Origin of the sequence: Collinsella sp. AM09-41 (assembly GCF_003473245.1) — a bacterium.
GTDB lineage: Bacteria > Actinomycetota > Coriobacteriia > Coriobacteriales > Coriobacteriaceae > Collinsella.
The window spans coordinates 101,860-127,802 of sequence record NZ_QRMJ01000003.1 but is presented as its reverse complement, the minus strand read 5'-3'; the positions used below and the strand labels follow the sequence as shown (position 1 = coordinate 127,802).

The following is a 25,943-nucleotide window of genomic DNA, read 5'->3' as shown; positions in this document are numbered from 1 at the left end:
CCTTACTGCCTTCGTAGTCGTTCCAACCTTTCTGACCGCACCCGTTGAGCTAATTCGGTACTTCGGAATCTTTACGCGAATCGTCTTCGAAACCATATTTATCACCTCCCTACTGCTACATCACGCTTTGATCGCAGACTAGCGATGCTTAGCAATCTGGTGCTTGACCAGAGTCTTCGCAGCCGCGGACTTCGCGGCTTTACTAGTCGAGGAGCTCGCGAGCGTCTTGGCAGCAGCGCCAACCTTACCTCCATGATGGGTCGCCATGATCTCACCTCCAATCTAGAGCGGTTTGAATCTTAATAGCCCAATCCTAACACACTTCATTGCGGCAATGTCCAATCATTTCTTGCTTTGTCTCATTCTGTCTCATATAATATGATCAAGGAGAGGAGCATCCATGAAGAGATCAGACATCATCGACTTGATCCGAGCGCATTCGGAACACGACGATATCGCTTTCAACAACGCAGCCACTATTATTGCGAAAGATTTTGAGACGTCTGGGCAACCCGAGCTTGCAAGCTACATCATGGCCCTTATTGCCAGAACGCGCACATTTGTACCGCAAGGAGTCACTGAGCAGAAATACGACTTCCTAGAAAAGGTAATCAGCAACAATATCTCGCTACCCCTTCCCCAGGCCATCGCAAACGATATCCAGGGGCTACTCAATGCGCTATCTAAAGATGTGGGCATCAACACCGTCCTCTTTTACGGCGCATCGGGGACTGGCAAGACCGAGGCAACAAAGCAGATAGCCAGAATACTTGGCTACCAACTATATGCCGTCGATTTCAATCAGATTATTGATAGTAAACTTGGCGAGACAGCCAAAAATATCGCAAAAGTCTTCCAGGAGATCAATGATATCGGCGACGGCGCCATTGTCTTGTTCGACGAAATCGATGCCATAGCCCTAGATCGAATTAACCAAAACGACGTTCGTGAAATGGGGCGGGCCACAAGTGCACTCCTAAAAGAGTTCGACAAGCTGAACACGAGATCCGCCATCATCGCAACAACAAACCTCTACGACAAACTAGACCCGGCACTCGCCAGGCGCTTCGATGTGCAGATTGACTTTAATAGATACACCCATGACGATCTCGTTGAAATCGGCGAATCAATCGCAAAGAATCTGACCAAAAACAATCAGACAATCAAAAACGACTCTCGAACCCTTAAAAAGGTGCTGCAGAGTTGTCCGGATCTGCCCTGGCCCGGCACGCTCAAAAACCTCATTAAGACCTCCGTCGCGTTTAGTGACCCCCTTAACCCAAACGACTATCTCCGCAAGCTGTACCAGCGTCTACATGGATATGAACCCGATTCACTCGAGCTTCTTAAATCTCAAGGTTTTACTTTAAGAGAAATGGAAGTTTTGACAGGCATATCAAGAAGCACCATTGCGCGGACTCTAAAGGAGTAGCTCATGAACAGCTTAATTAGGCTCACAGGAGATTTTCAAACGGCAAAAGGCTCGCGACCGGGCCCAGCAACGCTCCCCGCTAAAGGAACGGTTACCGCAGAGAAGATCTCCCACATTTGCAAGAGCCTCGAAACCGTTCTGAGCAAATGGCCCAAAGACGCCATAATCAAAGACATCTTGGTCTCCGTTGAATACCGCCAAATTGTCGCCAAGAGCAATCGAATAAGAGAGATGCTGAATGGCGGAATAGACAATGAGCCAGAATTATCTATTCGCGGCGCCCGCTACCTCGATTTTAACGGGAGCCACCCCAGGCACTTGATGACTCATTACGTGCCCGAGACGACCATCCTGTCTACTATTAACAAGCTGCGTGAGTGCGAGCGAATCGTAGCCGAACATTTTGATGGATTGATGAACGCAGACAAGATGGTCGATCTGGTTAAAAACGACAAGCTCAAACAAAAATGGAATCCGGTCATTTCAAACACGCTAACTCGATCGAGCTTTGCACAGCTCGTACGCGATTCCTATTACGTCAATGAATTTAGAATAGATAAGCCGCCGGCAGTTACCAACGAGAACGCAATCGTTACGCTGTTTGAAACTGAGAGGGACACTCAGGACCTTTTTGAGGAGCTTCACATTGACGTATCCCCTGCAAACCTCTTAGAGAACAGTGTCCTATTAACCGAGACGGAATATCGCACGCTGCTCGAGCGCGCCCCTTACCTTGTGGCCATGTCGGTTATCGACCTGTCTTCCTACGCTCCCATGAATGACGAGGGCTCGACCTCCCCCGCCATCAGCAGCCTCCCTGAATATCCCACCGACGAGCCCATCATCGGCGTAATCGACACTCCATTTGAAGAGAAATATCCTCCGTACTTCAGTAATTGGGTTGACTACATAAGCTGCTTGCCCAAAGAAATACATCCCACTTCAAGCGACTATCGACATGGCACATGCGTCAGCTCATTGATCGTTGACGTTCAAGCCCAAAATCCATCGCTGGACGACCATTGTGGCCACTTTCAAGTTCGACATTTTGGAGTTGCAACCGCAGGTAAATTCAGTTCGTTCGCGGTAATGAAACGCATTGAGCGCATCGTTGCCGAGAACCAAGACATCAAAGTTTGGAACATCTCCTTAGGATCAATGGAGGAAGTATCTCGAAACTCAATTTCCCCCGAAGCGGCCCTGCTAGACAAACTGCAGCAGAAATACGACGTCCTCTTCGTTGTTGCCGGCACTAACCAGGAAAAAGGAAAGCCCACATATCTTGGATCCCCAGCGGACTCCATTAATGCCCTCGTTGTCAACGCCGTCAATAGAAACAACGAGCCAGCTTCGTACACAAGAAGAGGACCGGTCTTGAGTTTTCACCACAAACCTGATCTTGCATACTACGGAGGGGAAAGCAACGACCCTATCACCGCCTGCTGCGGAACCGGGGCCTATCCGGCTGTCGGCACCTCTTTTGCAGCTCCGCTAATTGCAAGGAAAGCTGCCTATCTCATTTATAAAATGCACCTAAGCTGTGAACTTGCTAAGGCCCTGCTAATCGATGCAGCATGTGCGTGGACAAACCCTGAAGATATGAATCGACTCGGCTACGGCATCGTTCCTGTCCAAATTGAAAAAATACTCGAAACCAGTAACGATGAAATTCGATTCATGCTCAGCGGAGTGGCCACCGAACGCGAGAATTACAACTTCCACTTTCCGATCCCTGTTTCGGGTACAACTTACCCGTCTGTAGCGAGAGCGACCCTATGCTACTTCCCAAAATGCAACAGAAACCAAGGAGTCGACTATACGGACACCGAGCTCGACTTACATTTTGGGCGCATCGGAAACGACGGGCGCATCAAATCGCTACAGCCTAACAACCAAGGCGAGGAAGACTGCACGACCGATGAAGAGAAGGCTCGAAAAATGCTACGTAAATGGGACAATGTCAAGCACATCTCCGAACCACTAACCAGCCGCAGCAAGCCCAAAAAAGTGTATGCCAACCCAATGTGGGGCATGATGATTCGCAAGTCGTCGAGATATCAAAAAGGTTCTCATGATCCGCAACGTTTTGGCGTAGTGGTCACCATCCACAATCTAAAAGGCGAGAACCGGATTGATACATTCGTACGACAGTGCTCCGCCATTGGCTGGATGGTAGAACGGGTCGAAATTGATAACGAACTCAAGATTTACGAGCACAGTCAAGTTGAAGTGGAGTTTGAGTAACCACTGACTACAGCAACACTATGCATCAAGAGGGCATCGGGGGTTGTCGCCCCAGTGCCCTCTTACGAGCATTCTTACCATTGGTAACGTGCGGCGTCCCAAGAGGACGGCAACGGTAAAAGCAGGTAACATCTGATTTGCAACGTCGAACAGCATAGCTAAGGACTATTAGATGGTTGATTTTAAAAAGATGGCAGCATCGCAGAACCCTACGCTGCGAATCAAGCCTGATGAGATTTTCGACAGGTTGCCTAAACCCCAATCCTTTGATGATTTACATAGCAGCCAGGCCGAGGTACTTGATGCATGGTTTAGTAACAGAAATAAGAAAGACACTGTTATCAAGCTAAACACGGGAGGTGGCAAAACCCTTATAGGACTGCTGATTGCCCTCTCCAGTGCACGAGAACTAAAACGTGGGGCATTGTATCTTGTTGACAACAAACAGCTTGTTCATCAAGTGTGCGAACAGGCGAGGACACTTGGAATACCTGCTTCCGATTATAATGGAAGAAAATCTCTTACTGCAGATTTCAGAAATGGCTCAACGATTCTCGTTGCCCATTATCAAGCCCTCTTTAACGGCAAGTCTTCCTTTGGCTTGGAGGGAGAACCCGAAGCGGAGGAAGTTTCAGCAATCGTCATAGATGATGCGCGCTCATCTTTTGACTCGGTTCGAAGCGCATTCACGGTGGAGATAAATGCATCGGATTCGCCTAGCTTATATCAAGAAGTTACGGCGCTCTTTCGTTCAAGCTTTGATGATATCGATAGGGTGTCAACTTTCGACGATTTCGTTTCTGGGACTCGCACGGCTGGCGAAGAGGTGCTAGAAGTCCCATTCTGGGCGTGGGATAAGCATCGACAGAAGGTCGCCCGAATCATTTCTGATTTCGCAGCGTCAAATGAAGAAGACACGCCTACGGCAAACTCTATAAACTTCGGCTGGGATCTCATCAAAGACGATCTCAAGTACTGTCTTGCAACGCTGAGTCGCGTCAGATTCTCAATTACCCCAATTCTTCCCCTTGTAGAGAAGTTTCCGACATTCGAAGAATCACCTAGAAGGGTGTACATGTCTGCGACATTCGCTGATGAGAGTGCGATCGTGAGATCTTTCGGGTGCAAGAAAGATGAGATTAATATTATCTCTCCCAAAACCCTTGCCGGAGTAGGGCGCAGGATGATTCTAGAAGTTGGGACAAAGGAGCAGCTACGAGTCGCACTCGTCGAAAAAATGATCGCTCTCGCTAAAGACAAAAAAGGTGTTGTAGTCCTCGAGCCGAGTTTTGCAGGCGCGAAGCAATGGGAGCAATTGGGAATCGTAAGTGTAAAAGGAAGCGATGTTGCTCAGGCGGTAAGCGATCTAAGGGAAAACAAGCTTGACGTGCCAATTGTATTTGCAAATCGATATAACGGCATCGATCTGCCGGGCGATGCATGCCGCCTACTTGTCGTTTCGGGCATCCCCAAAGGGATGTCTGATCATCATAAACTGATGTCGAAAATCCTAGCTCATAGCAAAGTCTATGCCCGCTCAATTGCTCAAAACATTGAACAGGCAATAGGTAGAGGCACGAGGGGCTCAGGTGACTACTGCGTCGTCGCATTAACAGGATCCGATCTATGCGAGTGGATTAAAGACAATCGCCATGCTGTATTTTTGACCCCAACAACAAGGGCCCAAATCGAATGCGGTCAAGGCATCATGAATGAAATATGTTCAGTAAATGACTTCAAGGAGGTCGTCGATCAGGGAGTCAATGACGACCCCAATTTTGCATCCTATTTGTCCGCCTATGTAGCAGACAAGGTCAACGATTTTGATTCTATTGATGACAGCATGCTCGAAGAATTTGCTCTATGTGAAAGAAAAGCGCTAAACGAATGGCGCAAAGGTAAGAGTGGACGAGCTGTCAAACTCCTAAAACAATTTACGAATGGTGAAAATATAGACAATTCAGTAAAGGGGCTTGTTCTCCGCCTGGCAGCTCAAATCGCCTATTCGGATGACGATGTAGAGACTTCCAGAAAGCTACAAACTCGCGCAAGCGGGCTCAACCGTTCACTTGCTAAGCCCATATTCTCCAGCTCAGACTCTGACGCTAGCTTGCAAGCAAAAAAGATTGCTGAATTTATTTCGTACCAAACACGAAAGAGTAGCGATGTGTCGACGAAATTCGACACAGACCTGAAATCCTTATCGGAGCAATGCCATTCAAAAGAATTCGAATCAAAACTTGAATTGCTGGGAAAATACCTCGGTGCCAGCTCGAAACGTTACGACAATAACGGTGACGGGCCCGATGTTGTCTGGGTTTTTGAAGAAGAGCATATTGCTTTTGCCTTTGAAGCAAAAAACGAAAAACTTCCGGATAATCCGCTCACGAAACAAGAGCATGGACAGCTTCAGGTCGCAAAAGAGTGGTTACGGGCTCGATATCCAAAAATGAAATGCTATGCAATATCTGTTCATCCAAATAATTTGGCATACAAGAATGCAAGTGCAGAATCAGCATTAGTGCTTACGCTTAATAAGCTTAACGAGCTTGTAAAATCGATCGGTCAATTGATTGCGATCCTAAGCTGCGGAACGCTTAATGAGAGAAGTCGATTGGCGCAATGTGAGACGCTAATCAACCAGCACAATCTTCGCCCCGAGCAGATTCTTGGTACCAGAGTTGAAACATTCATAGCTAAGGAACAAGGGTAGACTCGTGGTGGATTCCTCGCCAAAATCGAACACGTTAAAGCGCCCGAGGCATTTTTCAATCTTGGTCACTACAACATCTGACCTTAGTTTTCCAGAAGAGACAGTTGCTGAATGACGGATGCCCGGAAGTTTTATCGGCATCATCCATGCCAACATCCCGGAGTTCATGAAGAAGGCAGAAGGGAGGGATAGAAGGGAGGAGCTTCTAAGGGTGAGTATTTGCTCCTCTGAGCACCAGTGATTATTGCGAATCAGCGCCGCTTATATTGCCGACCGGCACCGCCCCCGGTGAGTCGGCCTACGAGGCAGTCCTTCCTCCTAGCTTCTCCCTCATGTTGAAGTCGCCCTTGCGACCCATACGGTGTTGTGGACTATCCTGTCCATGATGGCGTCGGCGCGCACGTCAGCGCCGAGCCTGGCGAGCCAGTCCTTCTTGCGGTATTGCGTGCAGAAGATCGTGGAGCCGATGCCGTACCGTACCTCCATAGCTCCGGTATCATGCTGCAGAACCCCGCATCGGGCTCGTCCAGCAGCCACTCGTCTAGCACCAGCACGGTCAAGACGACCAGTTTCTGCACGAGCTTTAGCTCGGTACCCGCCCCCTCGATTCCGAGCCCCCTGGCGCCCGCGACGACGTCGCCGACGCTGTGCCTGGACATCCCCTGGGACCTCGCGATCTCGTTTTGGGACATCCCCGCTTCACGAAGCCGAGGGACCAGCTTCACCCTTATCTTTATCGCCATGTATCACCTCCTTCTTCTCGGTCGCCGACTAACCGTATTAGTTGCTGGCGCCGTCTCCTATGGCGCCAGCCCACCAGTCCACCACCCTCCCCAACATTCCCCAGAAAGTTCGCTGATGTTGACTGGGGTTCCCGTAAAATAATCCCCAACAAAATATGTGCGGAGTGCTGGCCTGGAGCTGCCTTCGGACCCTATTGGCTGCTCACCGAGAGGCTCCGCTATGAAACGATCCCTTTACTACCTGCTCTGCGCGATCGCGTGCACGTCCATGGTCGGCGCGACGTTGCCTATGGCAGCCATCGCAGAAGCTATGCAGCCTCAAGAAACCGCCGGGCAGCAGGCGCAAGCCGACGCAACGAGCAGCGACGCAGGCAAGGCCGAAGACGGCACCAACACAAGCACGACAGCAGATACCGTAGAGGACAGCACCGCAACATCCACCGGCACCAGCGCAGCCAACACGGAAAGCGCTTACGCCACCAATACCGGCACCACCGCCGCAACCGGCACCCCCGCCCCATCCCTCAGCACCCAGACCAACCCCACACCCGCCGCAATCTCCACCACGTCACAAACCGGCTACGCCCACTCCGCAACCGCAAGCCAAAACGGCGTCACCTTCACCGTCTCGTGGAACGACGCCCCCGCGGGCACCGCGACGACCTTCCACGTAACCCAGACCAGCGCCTCGTCCCAGGCCAAGGCGCGCATGGACGTGTCCACCTATGGGACGGCGGCAGCCAGGAAAGCGTCTGCGATCCGTCGCGCCAGGCATGGGCCAGCTACTACAGCCTTCGGGCCCGCGCTCGCGATCGGGCCCAAAGAATCCACGTGGGACCACAATTCACTTGCATGGAGCTAGCGAAGGTGCCTATCCCAAATCAGAAATGGTAAAACCAGCAGCAGCGCGATGCAGAGGGGCGCGGCCAGCAGAGTGACCACGCCCGAGTTGATGCGCTCGCGAATTTCTTGGGGGCTCAAGAGATGAGCTCGTTCACGCGCTTTTGCACAGACGCATAGAGGCTTCCGAGCTTCTTTGAATAGCCGGCGCGCCCCTGCTATGCGTCATACACGTTGCAATTGCCCCTACCTAGAAAGTGTATGGCACTTCGGTCAATCGCCGTTACGCTTTGGCCTACCTAGAACCGCAATCACGACGTTAACAAACACAAGCGCTGTTCCCAGCAGGAATAGCGCCAGGGAGGCGGCGATCCAGTTGCCGTCGGCGGTCTTGGGGAGCGTGACGGTGGAGACGCCAGCAGTCTTGGCCTTGGATGGCGTGGACGCCATGGTCTTGGTCACGGTCGTTTTGGTTGTCGTGATTGTCTTGGGCGTCGCAGCCGCGGGCTTTAGGACGGGATCCGTCGCGGACCCGGCACCGGGCCGCTCAACGGCAGGACCGGCACCGCCGGCCGGCTCGCCCGCGCCGCCGGGCACCTCGCGCCCGTCGGTCTCCCCCGGCGGCGCCGTGGCGCCCTGGGGCTCGATCACCACATGCGGCGCCATGTCGCCGGAAGCATTCGCCACGCCGCCGGCACCGAAGGCCCCTCCCGCAGGCGCCACGAACCGCGCAGACACAAGCGACCCGCCCGTGCACGCAACACCGCCGTCGGCACCGGTCGCATCGAGCCACGAGGCATCGACGGAAAGCCGACAGCCGGCCGCGCCAGCGCCAAGGCCCGCATCCTGCAGATACACGCCGTAGGCGCGCACGCCCGCTCCGGACCCGGCGCCCGCGGCAACGATGCGCCCGCCGCCGCGCACGGCCATGTCGCCTGCGATCACGCCGGCGAACGCCTCGTCCGTAATATCGGCCCCGTCCGCCCGGACATCGACGGTGCAGCCGTCCACCACGAGCGCCTGCGAAACGTGGATCCCGCACTGCGAGCCCGTCGCCGTCAGGGTCCCGGTGCCGCGAAGCGTCAGGTTGCCCCACACCTCCATACCGCACAGCGTGATGTCCGCATCGGGCGCATGCGACTCCGTCACGGAGTTTTGCCCGGCAAGCGTCAGCACCAGGTCGCCCTCGGCGCCGATGGCCCCACCCGCGTAGCCGTCAAGCTCCAGGTGGTCGGCATCGGTCCAGGCCCAGCCGGGGCCCGACGCGCCCGGCTCGCAGTACGTCGCGCCCGCGATGATGAGGCTCTCCGCGCCCGCGGCATAAGAAGGCCCGCCCAGCAAAACGCATAGGCAGGCCATGGCAGCGATCGCGATGTGATGACGGCTGGTGTGGGACTTGGCAGCAAACATACCCGCTCCGATCTTCGCAGGAGCCAATAGAATGTGCACCAGAAAATGCCCTGGTAGCAGCAGTTATTAGTTTAGCGAGATCGATGCGGGGGCAAAGATAAATCGCGTGGGTAATGTCGACAATTAGGTGTAAATCGTTTTGCCAGTCGGTGAAAGGAGGAATGCAGGGTTATGCGTTAAGACGCGCTATCTTTGACACTCACGTTGCATATAGCTTCTGGGAATCTACTACCCGTTCCAGTTTGCTTCACCTTCCGCTCGCATCAGAGCGCGCCAAAGCTCACTGAGTCGCTAACTCGCTGTAATTAGCGAAGACGATCCCCCCCCCTCTATCCTGGATAAGACATGTAAAACCGATTTTATTATTCAGACCCTGTTGTTTATATATTCGTCTGTTGCCCCATCTCGAGAAATGATTTTGCATGGGTGCCCAATCACAATCGAATGGCTTGGTACGTCGCAGTTAACATAAGTGTTCGGTGCAACGAGAACGTCGTTGCCTAAACGAACGCCACCAACAATAGTTGAGTTGACACCAAGCCAAACGCAATCGCCAAGAACAGGCGCACCTTTTCGTTTGCCGCGGTTTTCCCGACCAATTGTCACACCTTTGTGCATATTGCAGTTGCGACCGATAACGGCATTCGGGTTTACCGTAATGCCAAAAGCGTGACCCAGATACAAGCCTTCGCCAATCGAGGTGGCAGGCGCGATCTCGAGACCATATTTGCAAGCCATCCTCTTTCGAAAAAGATGCCATAAAGGATTGTGCGAATTCTGGCACTTTCGAAGTAGCCAAACAAACCTCAAAGCATGGTTTGAGAGAATAGACCCCCCCCCCAAAGCGAATACGGTCACTGCTGTATACATTCGACATTGCTATCACCCAGCTAATTCCCGTAGAACTCGCGATACCACTTCGCGAATTCACGAAGACCGTCCTCGAGCGGCGTTGCGGGTTTGTAACCAAAATCGCGCTCCAAGGCGCCAGTATCCGCATAGGTTACAGGCACGTCACCAGGCTGCATAGGAACGAGCTGCTTATGCGCCTCGAAATCGTAATCGGCGGGGAGCACGCCCTCCTCAACCAGCACACGCTGCAGCGTATCAACGAAGATCAGCAAGTTCTCGGGATTCGAATTGCCGATGTTATACACGCGATGAGCGGCCATTGGCAAACCATCAACACCGATCTTGACCTCAGGAGCGCCGTCCATGACCCTGCGCACGCCCTCCACAATATCGTCCACGTACGTAAAGTCGCGCTTACAATCGCCCATGTTGAAAATCTTAATCGTATCGCCACGACGCAACTTCTCGGTGAAGCCGAAGTATGCCATGTCGGGCCTTCCCATGGGCCCATACACCGTAAAGAAGCGCAGGCCCGTGGCTGGGATGGAGTAAAGCTTGGAGTAGGCCGCGGCCATTAGCTCGTTGGACTTCTTTGTGGCGGCGTACAGGCTCACCGGAGAGTCTACACGGTCGTCCTCCGAGAAAGGCACTTTCTCGTTGCCGCCGTAGACGGAGGAAGAGCTCGCGTAGACAAGATGCTTCACCGGGTGGCGCCTGCAAGCCTCCAATATATTGAAGAACCCTACCAGGTTGCTGTCTATGTAGGCCTTGGGGTTCTCGATGGAGTATCGCACACCGGCCTGGGCGGCCAAGTTCACCACAACGTCGAAGCCGTTCTCAGCGAACAGGCGCTCTATCAACGCGGCATCGCACAGGTCGCCGCGCACGAAGGCGAAACGCCCCGCCTTGTCCACCTCCGCCAGCATTCGCAGGCGAGCCTCCTTGATGCCAGGGTCGTAGTAGCTGTTCACGTTGTCCAGACCGATGATCGCGTCGTCGGTGGTTTCGAGCAGCCGCTTCACCAGAAACGCCCCGATGAAGCCGGCGGCGCCAGTGACGAGGACTTTTCTATCCTGCATATATACCCCACTCTTTCGTTTTAAGGAAGTCCTGAGATGGAACTCCCAACAAGTTAATTACAGACCTCAAAACGTTTTAAAGCCGCCGCCCTTGACCAGCTTCAGCAGCACCCTCCTACTCTTGGGCAAAGCAAAGCAAATCGCGAAATAGACAACGACGCACCCTACAATGTCCAACCCGACGCCAAGCCAGTTGCTAGATGCGAGTCCATACGTCACCCATGCAAATGCGCACATCATCGATGTGCAGAAAATGGGCTCCTTGAGCGACAACATAGTGCGCCCAAACGAAAGGCCAACCACGAAATATGTGACCACTTGGTTGATAGCAATCAAAAGGATTCTCAATCCCGCATCAGCCCACACGACGGCATCGAACCCTTGCATAGCCGCCACGGTCATAAGCGGCGTCATCAACACGAGGTACATCACCTGCACAAGCGTAGACACGCGCGGTTTACCAAGAGAGCGATACATCTCGCTGCTGTAGTATGAGAGCAGCACCATCGGCCCCTGCACCAGCCCATACAACCCGAACATGAGCGTCGCCTCGCCCCACTGATCGCCGAGCAACAGGGCCACCAAAGGCTCGCGGAATACGAAGATACCCGCAGACAACGGCAACAGGAACAATGCCACCATGAACTGGAAGCGTCGCAGATAAGCAACGTATTCTTCCCGATCAAACTGAAGGCGCGAAAGTGACGAGAACAAGATGGGCGTCGTAGCGTTCGTGATAATCCCGAAGCACCCGCTCACAAAGGTGACTGGCGTCTTGTAATATCCCAACTCAGCCGCACCCAGGAAATGCCCCACGATAAAGGTGCCCGCCCAAGAGGAAAGCCATATGGTGAACGACTCCAAAAGCGTCCATCCGCTGAATGAGAACATAGCCTTCAGCATGTTGAAGGAGTAGAAAAAACGCGGCTTCCACTCAGACAGCAGAGTCAGCCCCACTGCATTTACAATATTCGCCGCCAAAGTGCCAACGATAAGTGACCAGTAACCAAATCCCATAAACGCCAGTACAAGCGTCGAGCCGAAGTTAAGTAAGGTCGACGTCAGTCTCACCGGCATAAGCGACTTGAAATCGAGATTACGGTGGAACAACGCCATCTGAATGCTCGAAAACGACGTCAACGGGAGAGAGAGGCAGGCCACGGCCAAGGGAAAGCCCAGCGACGGATTGCCCACGAAGGTGGCCACCGGATCGTTGAATATGGCAATGAGACACCACAGGACCACCGATATGCCGAAGTTCGTCCAAAAGGCCACGTTAGCGTTGGCATGCAGGTCTTTTTTGTCTCGGAAGCTGTGTTGCACCAGGTACTTCTGGAACCCGGCGTCCGCGAACATGTCGGCAAAGCTCACTACCATGGTGACGGTCGCCACCATGCCAAACGCCTCTGGCGCCAGCAGCCTCGCTAAGACGAGCTGCGAGATAGGCGAGATGATTTTGGCGATAATCTCGGTTGCCAGAGACCACTTTGCCGCGCTTGCCGACCTCGCCCGGAGGTCTTTTGTGTCGGACATACTAAACCTCCATGAAGAAACGCCGGAGCGCGCTTACTGGCTGATTATCCATGCGCACGCACTGAATGCAGCTTTCGTTTGCCATCATTCCTCGTTTTCACGTTGGGGCAAAGAAACCATTTGCCCCAACGTCCTCTCCGCCTCAGCGGGGCTGAAAGGCGTAAACCCGCCCCACGGGTAGAAAGTCAGCTCGCCGACGAGAACGCGCCCCTTGCAGATGAAGAGGTCGACCCTCAAGAAAGGTACACCGTCACTCAGTTTCCTTGATAGCTCGAGCATCTCGCTGAGCTGCTCCGGGGCAGGGATCGTCTCTTCGGAACTCGCGTATCCCATCGCCAAAGGCAGCAGATTCCACTCAGTGTCGTAGAAATCGTTGTACCTCTTCTCAGAATCGTTCTTGTCCCCGTGGCAATAAGAAATCAGCCGGGGTTCCCCGTCAAAGCAGAAGAAGTCGAACTCGTCGATGCCTTCCCAGTTATCGTCTTCATCACGGGCATTATCGCCCTCGCTCTCCAAGAACTCCTCGGCGAACACGACGGGCTTCACGTTCTTGTAAGGCCATTCCCTGCACCCGTAAAAATAATTCTGCTTCAAATGACCCCGAAAAAAGTCCTTGGCACTGTTGAGATCGAAGTGTCCCTTGTCAGTGCAGATGAGCACGCCGCCGCAGTCGTGGTTCGTTTTGAGTACGAACTTCTCCGGTAGCCCACTCACATCGATGTCATCAGCGGAATTCCAGGCGCCCAACGTCTTGACCACGTGCTCGGAGCCCACACGCGAGGCAATGAGGTCCTTAGCGCGGTACTTGTCGACCATGGTCGTGTACGCAGGGTTGTGATCGTTAAGCTTCAGCCACTGCATCTTCTCAGTGAAGGTCACCGGCGAGTCTATGCTAGGCCACATGCCCAACTTGGCGCGATGCATCAATCGAAGGTGCGTCCTGTCGGAAACCCATTTCGTTAGACCCTTCGACGTAAAGGCACAGTAGGCCATCCACGGGTCACTTAGGTATTTTTTAATTTTGCTTTCCATATATACAATTTCCTTAAGTCCGAGCTTAAACAAAGCGTTTTACTTTTTAATTCTCTGCGCTACACATGGAACAAGCCCTGGGCGTATGCAAACCACCAACGTAGACTTTGCTCGTATATGCCCGAAACGGTTTCGGGCACTACTTACCCCATCCAGACGAACGAATAAGACTCGATACCAAGCCCGGTATGAAGCAGATAGGCATAAAAGGCGTAGAAAAGGAACCAGACAACTAGAAAACAGCCAAGACAAAAACGGGCTTTTATTTTCCGAGCGTCCTTCACGAAGCCTCCGAAAATCACAGGGCCTAATACGGTGAAGTAATAGGCTATGCGGCCGGCGTTGGCAATCACATAAGAGGACGCCGAAGCCAAAATGCCTAAAGCGTAAAACACGAGCGGCATCCGGTTGGCTTTGAGCCGCGACGTTCCGTCGCTCTCAACCGGGGCAACATTCGCAGTTTCGCGGCTGACGAAATATGCGATCGCGAGGACGGTCGCCTGCGCAAAAACCATCAACCCGATGCTCGATTCGTTCACGGAGTAACGCGCATACCGGTCGACGAGCTTAGAGCCCGCATAAGCTGCCAGGAACAGCAGGGCAACCGATGCAAGCATCTTCGCGGCGAACTGCGATCGGCTCTTGCTTTTGTTGGAAAATAGGTAGTAGATGAGGAATAGGACCCCTATCAGGGCGGACGCGTGCAAAAGAGCGCCAACAGCCCACCAAGCGCAAAAAAGCAACGGCTTATTCTGTTCTAAAAACCTGGTTGCGTAGAAAACCAGCGAGACTGCAATCATCTGGCACGTCAGACACATAGACAGCGGGAACACCGTTGCCGTATAGACGAACATCGCAAACGAGAGCGATGCCGTTCGTCTAAAATCCCAAAGCCTGAAAGCAAAAAAGGCGTTGGTGATCAGCGACTCGACGACGAGCAAGAACGAGTAATTGTTACAGATATGGAGCACCGCACTTGTGAAGACACCGTACGGAACGCTGAACGTATGGTTCCACATCGTGGTCCCATACGCGTAGAAGTACTCGATTCCCTCTTTATAACCCAGGGTATCCTGCCCAACCGCATACGACCTCAAGCCCCCGATGGCGGTAAGAAGAACCACGGCAGCGACCAGCCCAGCCTTACTCTTGCCGTTTTCCGACATGCGCGCAAGCGCCGCTGAAAGCAAAACGACAAGAAAGTAGAAAAGCGATGTTTCGATAAAGTTCATCCGAATACCAGCCTCACGAAACCGGGAAGCTCCGAATTGATTTCATAGCCCGAGCCTTTCAAATCCCTCGCACTGGCGCTTGACCCTATGCGATCCGCGGAGAGCGCGGCGTCGGCCCATTCGTCCAGAGCGTCGCCCAGACTTTTGTAAACGACGTTCTCGCAAATGCCAACCTCCCGCGTGATGGAGTCGCTAATCACGCAAGGGAGTCCGTTTGCCTGCGCCTCGACGACGACGTTCGGCAGGCCTTCGTAGACAGAGGGGAAGATGAAGACGTCCATAGCCGAATAGAGACGGCGGACATCGCTCCTAACCCCGGCAAACACCACCCTATCGGTCAATCCGAGCTCGGCAACGCGCCTCTCAACGGCCGTGCGTGTCTCGCCTTTGCCGACGAGAATGAGGACGGCGTCTGGCCTTCTCCGGGCGATTTCAGCAAAAACATCGACAAGGAAGAGGTGGTTCTTCTGCTCACTGAACCTCCCGACGTGCCCGACGACATAGGACTCGGCAGGAACGCCCAGTTCGCGCTTAACATCGTCCCGTGTCGAAGCGTCATAGGCGTAGTCCTCGAGGTTGAGCGCGTTCTTCATGAGATGGAAACGCGGCCCCGATACCCCCGCCTTGCCGAACATGTAGACGCCCGCCTCGGTAGACGGGGCGGCGAAGTCGGTCGCCGCAACCCTGACAAGGGGCTTGAAAAGATTGTGCAGCAGGGTCTCCTTTTTGCTGTTCGAAACTGTACCCGTGTTGCTTGACCTGAATATGGTTCTGGACACGCCTCCGAATCTCATGGCGAGCAAATCAAGACAGGAAAGGCTGTGCTGAGACGACCTGACAGCACAGCAATAACCGCCGTCCCGGGCTATCTGCATGAGCCGCTTGAACGATGCGACCGGCCCGGCCTCGGTCTTCTTGACTGTGTGCACAATTCTGCCGCCCATCGACTCGATTTCGGCGTCGTAAAAGCCCGGCACGTCGGACGACACACAGAAGTCGAGCTGATAGCGCGACTTGTCCAAAGCCCGGTAATACTTCATGAATACCGTCTCGGCCCCGCCGGTGTCCATCGAGGTCACGATATAGAGGGCCTTCTTCATTGGACGATCACCGCATCGGATTTCTCGATCAGCTTCTGCAGCGCCTTTTTAGCAATCGCCTTCCTGCGGTTGGCCGGAGATTCCTGATAGCGCTCGTATACCTCGGCCTTCACCGCGAACCTTGCGTCGCCTGAAAGATCCGCCATTGCGCGGAGCTGCGCTATATGTAGATGATGGTAGGCGGGAGAGGCGATATGCTTTTCCATGTCGTAATAAGACCAGAAGCCGGCGTCGTAGTCATCCAAATGGCAAGCCAACGTCTCCGCAGAGTGCTTGAATGGCCCGGCGAAGCGCGCGTCGACCAACGATGCGTCATAGAGACCGAAAAGGCTAAACACCCAACCGTTCATGACACTGCGCCTGGGGCGTTGAGGGTACTCCTCCAGGAACAGTTCTCCCCCGTCATGCGACGACACGCCGCCATTGTCCATGTCGATAAGCATGAACTCGGCAGCTTTCAGCGCCGCAACTCTATAGCACTCGTCCCCGAAAGCCGCATGGGCCCTCAGCAGCATCGAGCACCCCTCGCCTTGGGCCATCGAGGAGACGGAGTACTTAGCGCTGCCTATCGGACCAAATGCGTCCCAAGAGCCGTCATCCCGCTGGGCGCCGATCGCCCAATCCGAGCATACCCTTAGTGCGTCGAGAAAGCGCTCAACTTCATCCGACCTGAGAATGCTCAAGTCGTAACAGCCCAAACCGTATTGGAAAATGGCGATGGGGAAATGCACCCGCGCCCCACCGGCGATGACGCTAACAGGGACACCGCCCTCGTCGAGCAGAGTACTGCCAGTGACCTTGCCGGTCAAATCGTTGTAGTACCCGGACAACTGTCCGACATTATAGGCCCTGCCCAAGCTCTGCTCTACGGCCACAGCCGTCTTGCCAGTGAGCATTTTGCTCCACCTTTTGAGCATGGTCATCTTCTGCGCAATCTGGCCCATCATTCACCTTCGTTTCTGTAATCGACTCCGAGCGAGCGCACAAGCCCCTCCACGTTGGCCTCCAAACGGAAGTCCCTCTCCCAAACGGCCCTTGCAGCGCGCCTCATAGAAGACCCTTCGGCCTTGCCCAAAAAGACGAATCGCTTTATGGCCGCGGCGACATCTTCCGGTCCACAGTCACTAGGTAGGAGAAAGCCGTTGACGCCATCGCTTACTATCTCGTGGGTTCCGCCAACGTCCGTGGCGATGACGGGAATGCCGAATCCGCAGGCCTCCATGATCGAAAGCGGCAGGCCCTCGCTTGACGAGACGTTCACGAAGACGTCGAAATGCTTCGCTGCGTACTCCCCCAAAAGCGCGTCGTTCGGCAAAGCCCCCGCGAACTTCGCGGTGGAGTGCGTCAGCAACGAGCAGGCGGCCCTCGCCTCCTCGAGCTGTGGGCCGTCGCCGTAATGGGTCCATTCGACGCGAAGCCCTTCGGCATCAAGAAGGGTGACAGCCTTAGCAAGAAGAGGCACGCGCTTAACGTCGACAATACGCGAGCACGAGACGACCCGCAACGGGCAGGTCAACGGCTCGCCGGACTTGTCTGGCATCTCCCGCGTTCCGAGATAGGAGGTCGTCACCTTGCCCTCATGGCCCGGCCAGTTCGCGTTTATGTATTCCTCCCCGTCTTTCGAGCAGGGAAGCACTCCGGAAAGCTTGGATAGGAGGTATCCCCGGAAGGGCAAATAATGCACATCGGTACGATCTGCATACAGATCGTACCCATGTGCACGCGCAACGGCGCGTGCACATGGGTACGTGCCGGTCAGCCAAGCAGCGACCAAAGCGGTGTCGTAAAGCCAAAAGCTGTATATGTGCGTGGGCTCAAAGCCAAAGCGGACCAGTTCCTCCGCAAGCACGTCCGCCTTTGCCTTCGCCCTCGCGGCAAAGTAGCCCCGAAACACGCGCTTTCCGATTCCATGAACGGATTCTGTGGCATAGGCCTCACGAACGTCCGCACCGCCCAAAAGGGGAAACGCGATCCCTTTGACTGCAAGCAAAGCCTTGTCCTTGGAGGTATTACCGCAACCCAAGGCCAGGGGCGTCACATTGCCCGGCAGCGCGCAGGTGGGCGCGTCACCCGGCTGCGCCTCGGTCCCCACGGCGAGCACCTCGTCGAAATAGGTCGAAAGAACGCCTATCTCGTTCTCGAGATAGGACTCAGCGGCGACCTCGCCGCGGTTAAAGGGGAACCTCCTCGTCAGAAGGAGCAGCCGTCTCTTTTTTTTATCAGCAGTAATCGCCACAAATACTAATCCCTCTTGAATAGGTCGCGGGTATACACCTTGCCGGCAACATCGGCCAGATCGTCGCTCCACCGGTTGGCAATGATCACGTCGCACTCGGCCTTGAACCTCTCAAGGTCATGCGTCACCTCGGAACCGAAGAATTCCGGCGCGTCCAGCGTTGGCTCGTAGACAACGACCGGCACTCCCTTGGCCTTCACGCGCTTCATAACGCCCTGGATGGAACTGGCGCGGAAATTGTCGGAGTTCGACTTCATGGTCAGGCGGTACACGCCCGCCACGGGCTTCTCCTTGCCTTCGTATACCTTGTCCCACAGCAGTTGCAGTACCTCGTCTGCAATGTAGTCCTTGCGAGTGCGGTTGGCATCGACGATGGCCTCGATAAGGTTCTGAGGCACGTCCTTATAGTTGGCCAGCAACTGCTTGGTGTCCTTGGGCAGGCAGTAGCCGCCGTAGCCGAAGGAGGGGTTGTTGTAGTGGGAGCCAATGCGGGGCTCTAGGCACACGCCATCGATGACGTCCTTGGTGTTGAGTCCCCTCATCTCGCAGTAAGTGTCCAGCTCATTGAAGTACGCCACGCGAAGTGCCAGGTAGGTGTTGGCGAACAGCTTCACGGCCTCCGCCTCGGTGGTACCAAGAACGAGCTGCGGGATGCCCGTCGTGCCATCAGGGTTGGTGCGCTCAAGCTCGGCGGGGCCGACGCCTTGGGCGAGCAGCCCAGCAAACGTCTTTGCGGCCTTCACAGCTTCCTCGTCGTCCTTGGGCGCGCCCACAACGATGCGGCTAGGGTGCAAATTATCGTAGAGCGCCTTGCTCTCTCGAAGGAACTCGGGGCTGAAGATGATGCGGCTGTCGCCAAGCGTCTCGCGAAGCGACGAAGTGTAACCCACAGGGATGGTCGACTTGATGACAATCCAGGCCGTCGGGTTCACCGAGCGGATTGCCGAAATTGCGGCTTCAACAGACGAGGTGTCGAAAAAGTTGCGGTCCGAGTCGTAGTTCGTTGGCGTGGCCACGATGGCGAAATCCGCGCCTGTATAGGCCTCGGCGACGTCCACGGTTGCATGCAGGTCGAGCTTCCTCGTGCCCGCCTTAGCCTCGGCCAGGAAGAGCTCAATCTCGTCGTCCTGGATGGGCGACTGAAAAGCGTTAATCTTCTCTACCTTCTCAGAGACGATGTCGAGCGCGCGCACCTCGTTGTGCTGCGAGAGCAGAACGGCCAACGAGAGCCCCACATAGCCGGTGCCGGCGACTGCTATCTTCATTTTTTCGGACATATCATTCAACCTTTCGTTAAGAGCAGGCACACATATGAAATAGTTAGGATTTCGCCTTGCCGAAGAACTTCAGCGCCTCAGAGACGCAGGCGGCGGGCGATGAGGCAATGGCCTTTAAGGCGTAAATCACAGCCTGGCCTGGCTGGTTGCTGCGCTTCATAGCGAAGGCGAGCACGGCGTTGTGGCGAAATTCGATGTAGCGCACATCCTTCTTGCTGAGGCGCGGGTAGTAGCCGCGCACCACCTCGTGCCTTGCGACCTCGCCGTTTACCTTGTTCTTGCCAAGCGAGAGCCTCTCGCCGGAATGGAGGTACTGCCTCACGTGCACCTCGGGCATGTAGCCCATGTGGGCGCCAGCCTCTATGCAGCGCAGCATCAGCCACCAGTCTTGGCCGGTCGCCACCTCGCCGAAACCCTCAGTGCGGTCGAACAGGTCGCGCCTGAGCATATAGATGGCCGTTGGGCTTATCGGCGTTAGGAGGTGCGCGCGCAGCAGACCCTCGGTGGAGAAGTCCTCGCAATGGTCGAGCCTGCGGTGCTCCACAAGCCGGCCACGTTCGTCATACCACGAGACATCCTGCCAGCTCATGTCGAGGGAGTTTTCCTGCATGAAGGCGACCTGGGTGGACACCTTGTCAGGCAGGAACTCGTCGTCATCGTCGAGGAACGTGAGGTACTCGCCCGTCGCCTGGCGGCAGGCGTAGTTGCGCGCCGCCCCGCCGCCGGTCTGGCCGGAGGTGTGCAGCAGCCTAAAGTGCGGAAGGCTCGCGGCATAGGGGGCGACCGCCGCGTCAGTCTCGGCGCTTTCCGGCCACTCCGGCCGATTGTCGCTCACTACAATCAGTTCGATGTTCTCCGCGCCGTAGTCCTGCGCGGCGATTGAGTCCAGGGCCACGCGAATCCTGTCAGAGCGCTTGTAGGTCGGCACCACGATCGAGACGAGGGGTTTGTCAGCACTCATGCGCTACCTCCCCGTCTTCTTCTTGCCGAACATGACGCCAAAGGTCTTGAAGAAGACCTTCCAGTCTGCCTTGAGGCTGGCACCCTTCGCGTAGGCAAGCTCGAACTCCTGGCGCAGGCCGTTCTCGAAGGTCGCGAGGTTGCGCGGGCCCGACTGCCAGGCACCGGTAATGCCCTGCGGGACGGCAAGCACCTGCACCTGTTGCTCGTGCGTAAAGTTCCCGAGCTCCTCGTAGGTGATGGCGCGAGGGCCGATGACGGAGAGCTGGCCCGCGAGCACGTTGAAGAACTGGGGCAGCTCGTCCAGGGAAGTCTTGCGCAGGACGCGGCCTAGCTTGGTGATGCGGGGATCGTTTGTGACCTTCCGCTCGCGGTGCCACTCCTCGATCTGCTCGGGGCTGAGGTACTTCTCCACGTCGTTGGCGTCGGCGACCATGGAGCGGAACTTGAGCACGCGGATGGGGCGACCGAAGCGCCCCGCGCGCTCGTGAGCGTAGATGGGTGCGCCCTTGGTATCGGCCGCAATGAACGCACAGAGCACCGCGCCAGGGATGAGCCCCACGACGCAGACGCACGCGCTGAACGCGATGTCGAAGGTGCGCTTGACGAAGCGGTAGCCAAGCGACCTCGTGTCGAGCGCGCGGGACTCTGCGGCAAACTCGGGCGAGCCTGGGAGGCTCATCGTGCCCGTGCTTGCAGCGGATCCGGCACCGGCGCCCGCCGCGCTCTCGCGCCGGTCCATGGCCTGAGCAATGAGCGCCGCGCCCACGGGCGCATTATCCTCTGTTACTTCTTTAGTAGTCACAATAAAAATTTCGTTCCTGTCCCCAGGAACCCCCCAATCCACAAATTCAAAAACCAAATAAATTGCCGGCGTAACGTCTTCCTTACGTTTTGCTCGGCACGTCTAACGGAAGCAGCTCCCTAAATGCGGAGTCGCCTTCGCCCACGTCCACCAGGCACCAGCGCTTGTGACGGTCGATCTTTTTTACGTGGGCCTCTTGCCCCACAAGTGGGCCCTGCTCTATGTGCAGCACACCGTCTTCAATGCGCGCAACGCTGTTGCGCACCACGCCGTCGTCGTCGAGCACGCTGCGGTACCAGTCCTGCGCATCGTCCGGCATGGGCGCATAGGCCCGCTCCCTGCTGCCGGCGATGCGGCAGCCAAAGCTCAACTGAGCCAAAGCCCTATCGAGCGCTGCGGCATCGTGCGTGGCGACGAAGAAATATTCCTTGTACATGGGTTTGGTTTGGAGCGACCATGCGCCGTCCCGCTTAAACCAGAACTCCTTTTGCATCACAAAAGCGTCCTGCATAAGGTTGTGCGGGATAATGCAGCGGACCTTTTCGCAGATCTCGCGCTCTTTTCCATTGGGGGTGTGGACCAGATACCAGCGGACGCGGCCGTGCTGGCTGTTGGTGGTGGCGCCGTTAAATGCGCCCGGCAGCTGCTCTTGGCGCCGTGCCGTCTGTTCCATGTTCTCGCCCCCTCTTTTTGGCTTTGCGATGCACGCAAATGCAGGGGCGTTTAGAACAGGCTTCTCGCTCGCAGCTAGGCGCAGTCGCAAAAGTACAGGTTTTTGTATCTTTCGACAGACGACATTATACGAGCAATTAATCAGCGTTTGCCCAGATTACGCAAAATGTACTGCTAGTAGGTACATCTCCCTTGATTATCGACTTTATCCGAACACCTCCCACATTCATCCGTACATGTACGGATGAATGTGGGAACCCGATACCCTGAGGGCCGGATCGGCCGGCCCCGGGAGATCGGAGGACGGCATGTCCGGAAAGATGAAAAGGGGCTCCGCAAGGGCGGTCCCGAGGGCCTACGGAAGGCTCACGAGGCACGAGCGGGACACGGTCCAGAGGATGCTGGAGCGCAGGGCGTCGTGCAGGGAGATCGCGAGGGAGCTGGGCAGGTCGCCCTCGACGGTGAGCGCCGAGGTGGCGTCGCACAGGTTCGTGACGGCGCCGAAGGCCAGGCGCGGCGAGCGCGTGGACGCCTCCGCCGACCTGTCGGCGGCCTGCCCGCGCCTGGCCGCGTGGCCGCGCTGCTGCAACGGGTGCGGGCGGTACCGCACGATCGGCTGCAAGCGCCGCCCGCACGTCTTCTACGAGGCCCGGGCCGCGCAGCTGTGCGCCGACTCGGTCCTCGTCTCGTCCAGGCGCGGGATAGACGCCGACGAGCCCGCCGCGGCAGCCAGGCTGGAGGCGATAAGGGACTGCCTGCGCCGGGGGCTGTCGCCCGAGCAGATGGCGGCGCGCAACGGCGGCCCGGTGGACCTGTCGCCGTCGACCATCTACCGCTGGGTCTCGGCGGGCTACGACGGCATGACCAACATGGAGCTCAGGCGCAAGGTCGGCTACAGGCCGAGGAAGCGCGCCGCGCGCCGGGCGGCGACCCGCCACTCCGCCCGCAGGTCACATGCCGCGTTCCTCGCCCTCGGGGAGGACGCGTGCGCCGCGGCCTGGGAGATGGACACCGTCGAGGGGGCCCGGGAGGACAGCGCCTGCCTGCTCACGCTGCTGCACCGCCCCAGCAGGCTCCAGCTCGCGCTGCCGCTGGAGGAGAAGACCGCCGGGTGCGTCGCGGGCGCCCTGGAGGGCGTCCGGGCGGTCCTCGGCGCCGACGGGACGCGCCGCGTGTTCCGCGCCGTGCTCACCGACAACGGCCCCGAGTTCTCCGACGAGGTCGCGATCGCGGCGCTGCTCGGCGAGGGGCGGGGCGAGACGAGGCTGTTCTACTGCGACCCCCGGCGCAGCGACCAGAAGGGCGCCTGCGAGCGCAACCACGTCGAGATCAGGAAGCTGCTGCCCAAGGGCCGCGGCCTCAGGTTCGACCGGCTCGCCCCGGCCGACCTGGCGCTGGCCATGTCGCACGTGAACTCCGAGCCCCGCGGCGCGCTCGGCTTCGCGACGCCCGCCCGCGCCTTCCGGGCGATGCTCGGCGGCGACGCGGCGGCGCTGCTCGAGGCGTACGGCGTGGAGGACGTGCCCATCGAGGAGCTCGACCTGACGCCGGGGCTCATCGAGCGGGCGCGCGCGGAAAGGGGCGATGCCCCGCTGTCCTAGCCTAGAAGGAAAAACGGAATAGACGGACCGACCGTCCGGCTGAGTCTGGGAAGAGGCGCCGGGCGGCGGGCGGAGCATGGCCACCGGACCCATCGAAACACATCTCCACCGTTCCTTCAACTGGGAAAATGCCGCCCCCGGACCCCGGGAGGGGCCGCGGGGGCGTTCGGCTAACTGCGGGAATGGCCTATTTGCTCAATGTGTTCGGCTGAGATCGGAAATCAACCGTAGGTACATCTCCATACCCCTCTATAAAAACCTGTACCTTTTTGTGCAACAAAAAAAGCCGCTCAACCAGCGGCTTTTCTTATTTCGGCATGAAAAAGGCGACCGCCCTGTGTAGACGGTCGCCTTTGTTAATTGTTGTGAAGTTTGCCTTAGGCGCGAGTCTTGATCTCCTCGAGCACCTTCGCAACAAACTCGTCAACGCTCATCTGAACGGTCTCGTTGGAGCGATCGCGGACGGAGATGTTGCCGGCCTCGACCTCCTTCTCGCCCAGAATGAGCATGTAGGGCACGCGGTCGATGCTGCGGGCCTCGCGGATCTTGTAGCCGATCTTCTCGTCGCGGTCGTCGCAGACCACGCGAATGCCGGCCTCCTCCAGCTTGGCACACACCTCGTGGGCGTAGTCGCGGCTCTTCTCGGAGACAGGAAGCGCTTTGACCTGCACGGGAGCCAGCCAGGTGGGGAACTTGCCCGCAAAGTGCTCAATCAGAATACCAATGAAGCGCTCGATGGAGCCAAAGCATACGCGGTGCAGCATGATGGGGCGCTTCTTGGTGCCGTCGGCGTCCACGTACTCAAGATCAAAGTTGAGCGGCATCTGGAAGTCGAGCTGGACGGTGCCGCACTGCCAGGTACGTCCGAGCGAGTCCTCCAGGTGGAAGTCGATCTTGGGGCCGTAGAAGGCGCCATCGCCCTCGTTGACCTCGTAGTCCATGTGCAGCTGCTCCAGAGCGGTGCGCAGGCCCTCCTCAGCGCGTGCCCAGTCCTCGTCGGAACCCATGGAGTCCTCGGGGCGGGTGGAAAGCTCAACATGATACTTAAAGCCAAACTTTTGGTACACGGAGTCGATGAGGTTGACCACGCCCACGATCTCGTCGGTCAGCTGGTCGGGGCGCACAAACAGGTGGGCGTCGTCCTGGTTAAAGCAGCGCACGCGGAACAGGCCGTGGAGGGCGCCGCGCAGCTCGTGGCGGTGCACCAGGCCAATCTCGCCGGCGCGGATAGGCAGCTCGCGGTAGGAGTGCGGCTTGCTCGCGTACACCAGCACGCCGCCCGGGCAGTTCATGGGCTTAATGCAGTACTCTTCGTCGTCGATGACGGTGGAGTACATGTTGTCCTTGTAGTGGTCCCAATGGCCCGAAGTCTTCCACAGCTGCTTGTTCATGATGAGCGGCGTGGAGATCTCCACGTAGCCGGCCTTGTGGTGGATCTCGCGCCAGTAGTCCAGCAGCGTGTTCTTAAGGATCATGCCGTTGGGCAGGAAGAACGGGAAGCCAGGGGCCTCGTCGCGCATCATAAAGAGGTCCATCTCGCGGCCGATCTTGCGGTGGTCGCGCTTCTTGGCCTCCTCCAGCATGTGCATGTGCTCGTCGAGCTCTTCCTTGGTGGCAAAGGCGACGCCGTTGATGCGGGTGAGCATCTTGTTGTCCTTGTCGCCCTTCCAGTAGGCGCCCGAGACGCCGGTGAGCTTAAAGGCCTTGAGCGCCTTGGTATAGCAGATGTGGGGGCCGACGCACATGTCGATGTAGTCGCCCTGCTGGTAGAAGGTGATGCGGGCGTCGTCGTCCAGGTCGCCAATGTGCTCGACCTTGTACTTCTCGCCGCGCTCCTCCATAAGGGCGATGGCCTCGGCGCGGGGCTTCTCGTACACGGAAAACTTGAGGTTCTCCTTGACGATCTTCTTCATCTCGGCCTCGATCGCGGGGAAGTCGTCCTCGCTGATCTTGACGCCCTCGGGCAGGTCGACGTCGTAGTAGAAGCCGTTGTCGGTCGCAGGACCGTAGGCAAAGTCGGCCTCGGGATAGAGGCGCTTGATGGCCTGCGCCATGATGTGCGCGGCAGAGTGGCGGATGACGTGCGTGACCTCGTCCTGCGGGAGCTCGGCCACCGAACCGTCATTGTAGAGTGCCTTCATGGGTATGTTTTCTCCTCTCGGATGCCTGATGCAAGTGCGTG

21 protein-coding genes are annotated in these 25,943 nt (G+C 56.6%); 5 read left to right on the top strand and 16 right to left on the bottom strand.

Annotated elements, in window-relative coordinates; genetic code table 11:
• Positions 1 to 138 precede the first annotated feature (138 nt).
• Positions 139 to 267 (bottom strand): hypothetical protein, encoded by a 129-nt coding sequence (locus DW112_RS10125; RefSeq protein ID WP_255413647.1) that lies wholly within the window; start codon positions 265 to 267, stop codon positions 139 to 141.
• A 133-nt stretch (positions 268 to 400) separates the two neighbouring features.
• Between DW112_RS10125 and DW112_RS05085 the strand changes: the two genes are divergently transcribed.
• From DW112_RS05085 to DW112_RS05075, 3 genes are all read left to right on the top strand, one after another.
• The gene (locus DW112_RS05085; protein ID WP_118328474.1) at positions 401 to 1,432 is read left to right on the top strand and encodes an ATP-binding protein; all 1,032 of its coding nucleotides are present in this window, start codon (positions 401 to 403) and stop codon (positions 1,430 to 1,432) included.
• A gap of 3 nt (positions 1,433 to 1,435) precedes the next feature.
• Positions 1,436 to 3,676, top strand: a complete 2,241-nt coding sequence (locus DW112_RS05080) for a S8 family peptidase (RefSeq protein WP_118328473.1) — start codon at positions 1,436 to 1,438, stop codon at positions 3,674 to 3,676.
• A 172-nt stretch (positions 3,677 to 3,848) separates the two neighbouring features.
• Positions 3,849 to 6,389, top strand: coding sequence for a DEAD/DEAH box helicase family protein (locus tag DW112_RS05075; RefSeq protein ID WP_118328472.1), 2,541 nt, complete (start codon positions 3,849 to 3,851; stop codon positions 6,387 to 6,389).
• Positions 6,390 to 6,719: 330 nt separating this feature from the next.
• On the opposite strand, the gene DW112_RS10150 is transcribed toward DW112_RS05075, so the two are convergent.
• Positions 6,720 to 6,875, bottom strand: a complete 156-nt coding sequence (locus tag DW112_RS10150) for an ATP-binding protein (RefSeq protein ID WP_199585323.1) — start codon at positions 6,873 to 6,875, stop codon at positions 6,720 to 6,722.
• Between the two features lie 477 nt (positions 6,876 to 7,352).
• On the opposite strand from DW112_RS10150, the gene DW112_RS05065 reads away from it, so the two are divergent.
• Entirely contained in the window at positions 7,353 to 7,994 is a 642-nt protein-coding gene (locus tag DW112_RS05065; protein WP_117638230.1) for a hypothetical protein, read from the top strand.
• 251 nt (positions 7,995 to 8,245) lie between these two features.
• Here the strand turns inward: DW112_RS05065 and DW112_RS05060 are convergent, their stop codons facing one another.
• The 13 genes from DW112_RS05060 to DW112_RS05000 form a co-directional block, all read right to left on the bottom strand.
• On the bottom strand, positions 8,246 to 9,382 hold the full coding sequence (locus DW112_RS05060) for a hypothetical protein (protein WP_118328471.1): 1,137 nt from the start codon (positions 9,380 to 9,382) through the stop codon (positions 8,246 to 8,248).
• 366 nt (positions 9,383 to 9,748) lie between these two features.
• Positions 9,749 to 10,120 (bottom strand): serine O-acetyltransferase, encoded by a 372-nt coding sequence (locus DW112_RS05055; RefSeq protein WP_117564570.1) that lies wholly within the window; start codon positions 10,118 to 10,120, stop codon positions 9,749 to 9,751.
• 152 nt (positions 10,121 to 10,272) lie between these two features.
• On the bottom strand, positions 10,273 to 11,313 hold the full coding sequence (locus tag DW112_RS05050) for an NAD-dependent epimerase/dehydratase family protein (RefSeq protein WP_117638206.1): 1,041 nt from the start codon (positions 11,311 to 11,313) through the stop codon (positions 10,273 to 10,275).
• Between the two features lie 66 nt (positions 11,314 to 11,379).
• Entirely contained in the window at positions 11,380 to 12,846 is a 1,467-nt protein-coding gene (locus tag DW112_RS05045) for a lipopolysaccharide biosynthesis protein (protein ID WP_117564572.1), read from the bottom strand.
• Positions 12,847 to 12,930: 84 nt separating this feature from the next.
• Positions 12,931 to 13,911 (bottom strand): ATP-grasp fold amidoligase family protein, encoded by a 981-nt coding sequence (locus DW112_RS05040; RefSeq protein ID WP_117855789.1) that lies wholly within the window; start codon positions 13,909 to 13,911, stop codon positions 12,931 to 12,933.
• 110 nt (positions 13,912 to 14,021) lie between these two features.
• Positions 14,022 to 15,110, bottom strand: a complete 1,089-nt coding sequence (locus DW112_RS05035) for an EpsG family protein (protein WP_117564574.1) — start codon at positions 15,108 to 15,110, stop codon at positions 14,022 to 14,024.
• Complete coding sequence (locus DW112_RS05030) at positions 15,107 to 16,210, bottom strand: glycosyltransferase family 1 protein (protein ID WP_117564575.1); 1,104 nt, start codon at positions 16,208 to 16,210, stop codon at positions 15,107 to 15,109. The genes DW112_RS05035 and DW112_RS05030 overlap by 4 nt, the downstream gene beginning before the upstream one ends.
• Positions 16,207 to 17,154, bottom strand: a complete 948-nt coding sequence (locus DW112_RS05025; protein ID WP_158549053.1) for a D-glucuronyl C5-epimerase family protein — start codon at positions 17,152 to 17,154, stop codon at positions 16,207 to 16,209. Before DW112_RS05025 ends, DW112_RS05030 begins: the two co-directional genes overlap by 4 nt.
• Positions 17,154 to 18,446 carry a glycosyltransferase gene (locus DW112_RS05020; RefSeq protein ID WP_117638202.1) on the bottom strand — a complete coding sequence of 431 codons (1,293 nt, stop codon included), beginning with the start codon at positions 18,444 to 18,446 and terminating at the stop codon, positions 17,154 to 17,156. Before DW112_RS05020 ends, DW112_RS05025 begins: the two co-directional genes overlap by 1 nt.
• A 5-nt stretch (positions 18,447 to 18,451) precedes the next feature.
• On the bottom strand, positions 18,452 to 19,723 hold the full coding sequence (locus tag DW112_RS05015; protein WP_267489784.1) for a nucleotide sugar dehydrogenase: 1,272 nt from the start codon (positions 19,721 to 19,723) through the stop codon (positions 18,452 to 18,454).
• A 43-nt stretch (positions 19,724 to 19,766) separates the two neighbouring features.
• On the bottom strand, positions 19,767 to 20,684 hold the full coding sequence (locus DW112_RS05010; protein WP_117564578.1) for a glycosyltransferase family 2 protein: 918 nt from the start codon (positions 20,682 to 20,684) through the stop codon (positions 19,767 to 19,769).
• 3 nt (positions 20,685 to 20,687) lie between these two features.
• Positions 20,688 to 21,488, bottom strand: a complete 801-nt coding sequence (locus tag DW112_RS05005; RefSeq protein WP_199407920.1) for a sugar transferase — start codon at positions 21,486 to 21,488, stop codon at positions 20,688 to 20,690.
• A gap of 82 nt (positions 21,489 to 21,570) precedes the next feature.
• Entirely contained in the window at positions 21,571 to 22,161 is a 591-nt protein-coding gene (locus tag DW112_RS05000) for a hypothetical protein (RefSeq protein ID WP_118328470.1), read from the bottom strand.
• 247 nt (positions 22,162 to 22,408) lie between these two features.
• Here DW112_RS05000 and DW112_RS04995 point away from each other — a divergent pair, with 247 nt between their 5' ends.
• Positions 22,409 to 23,761, top strand: a complete 1,353-nt coding sequence (locus tag DW112_RS04995; RefSeq protein ID WP_369834932.1) for an IS30 family transposase — start codon at positions 22,409 to 22,411, stop codon at positions 23,759 to 23,761.
• A 377-nt stretch (positions 23,762 to 24,138) separates the two neighbouring features.
• Here the strand turns inward: DW112_RS04995 and thrS are convergent, their stop codons facing one another.
• On the bottom strand, positions 24,139 to 25,902 hold the full coding sequence (gene thrS, locus DW112_RS04990; protein ID WP_117757052.1) for a threonine--tRNA ligase: 1,764 nt from the start codon (positions 25,900 to 25,902) through the stop codon (positions 24,139 to 24,141).
• Positions 25,903 to 25,943: the final 41 nt, after the last annotated feature.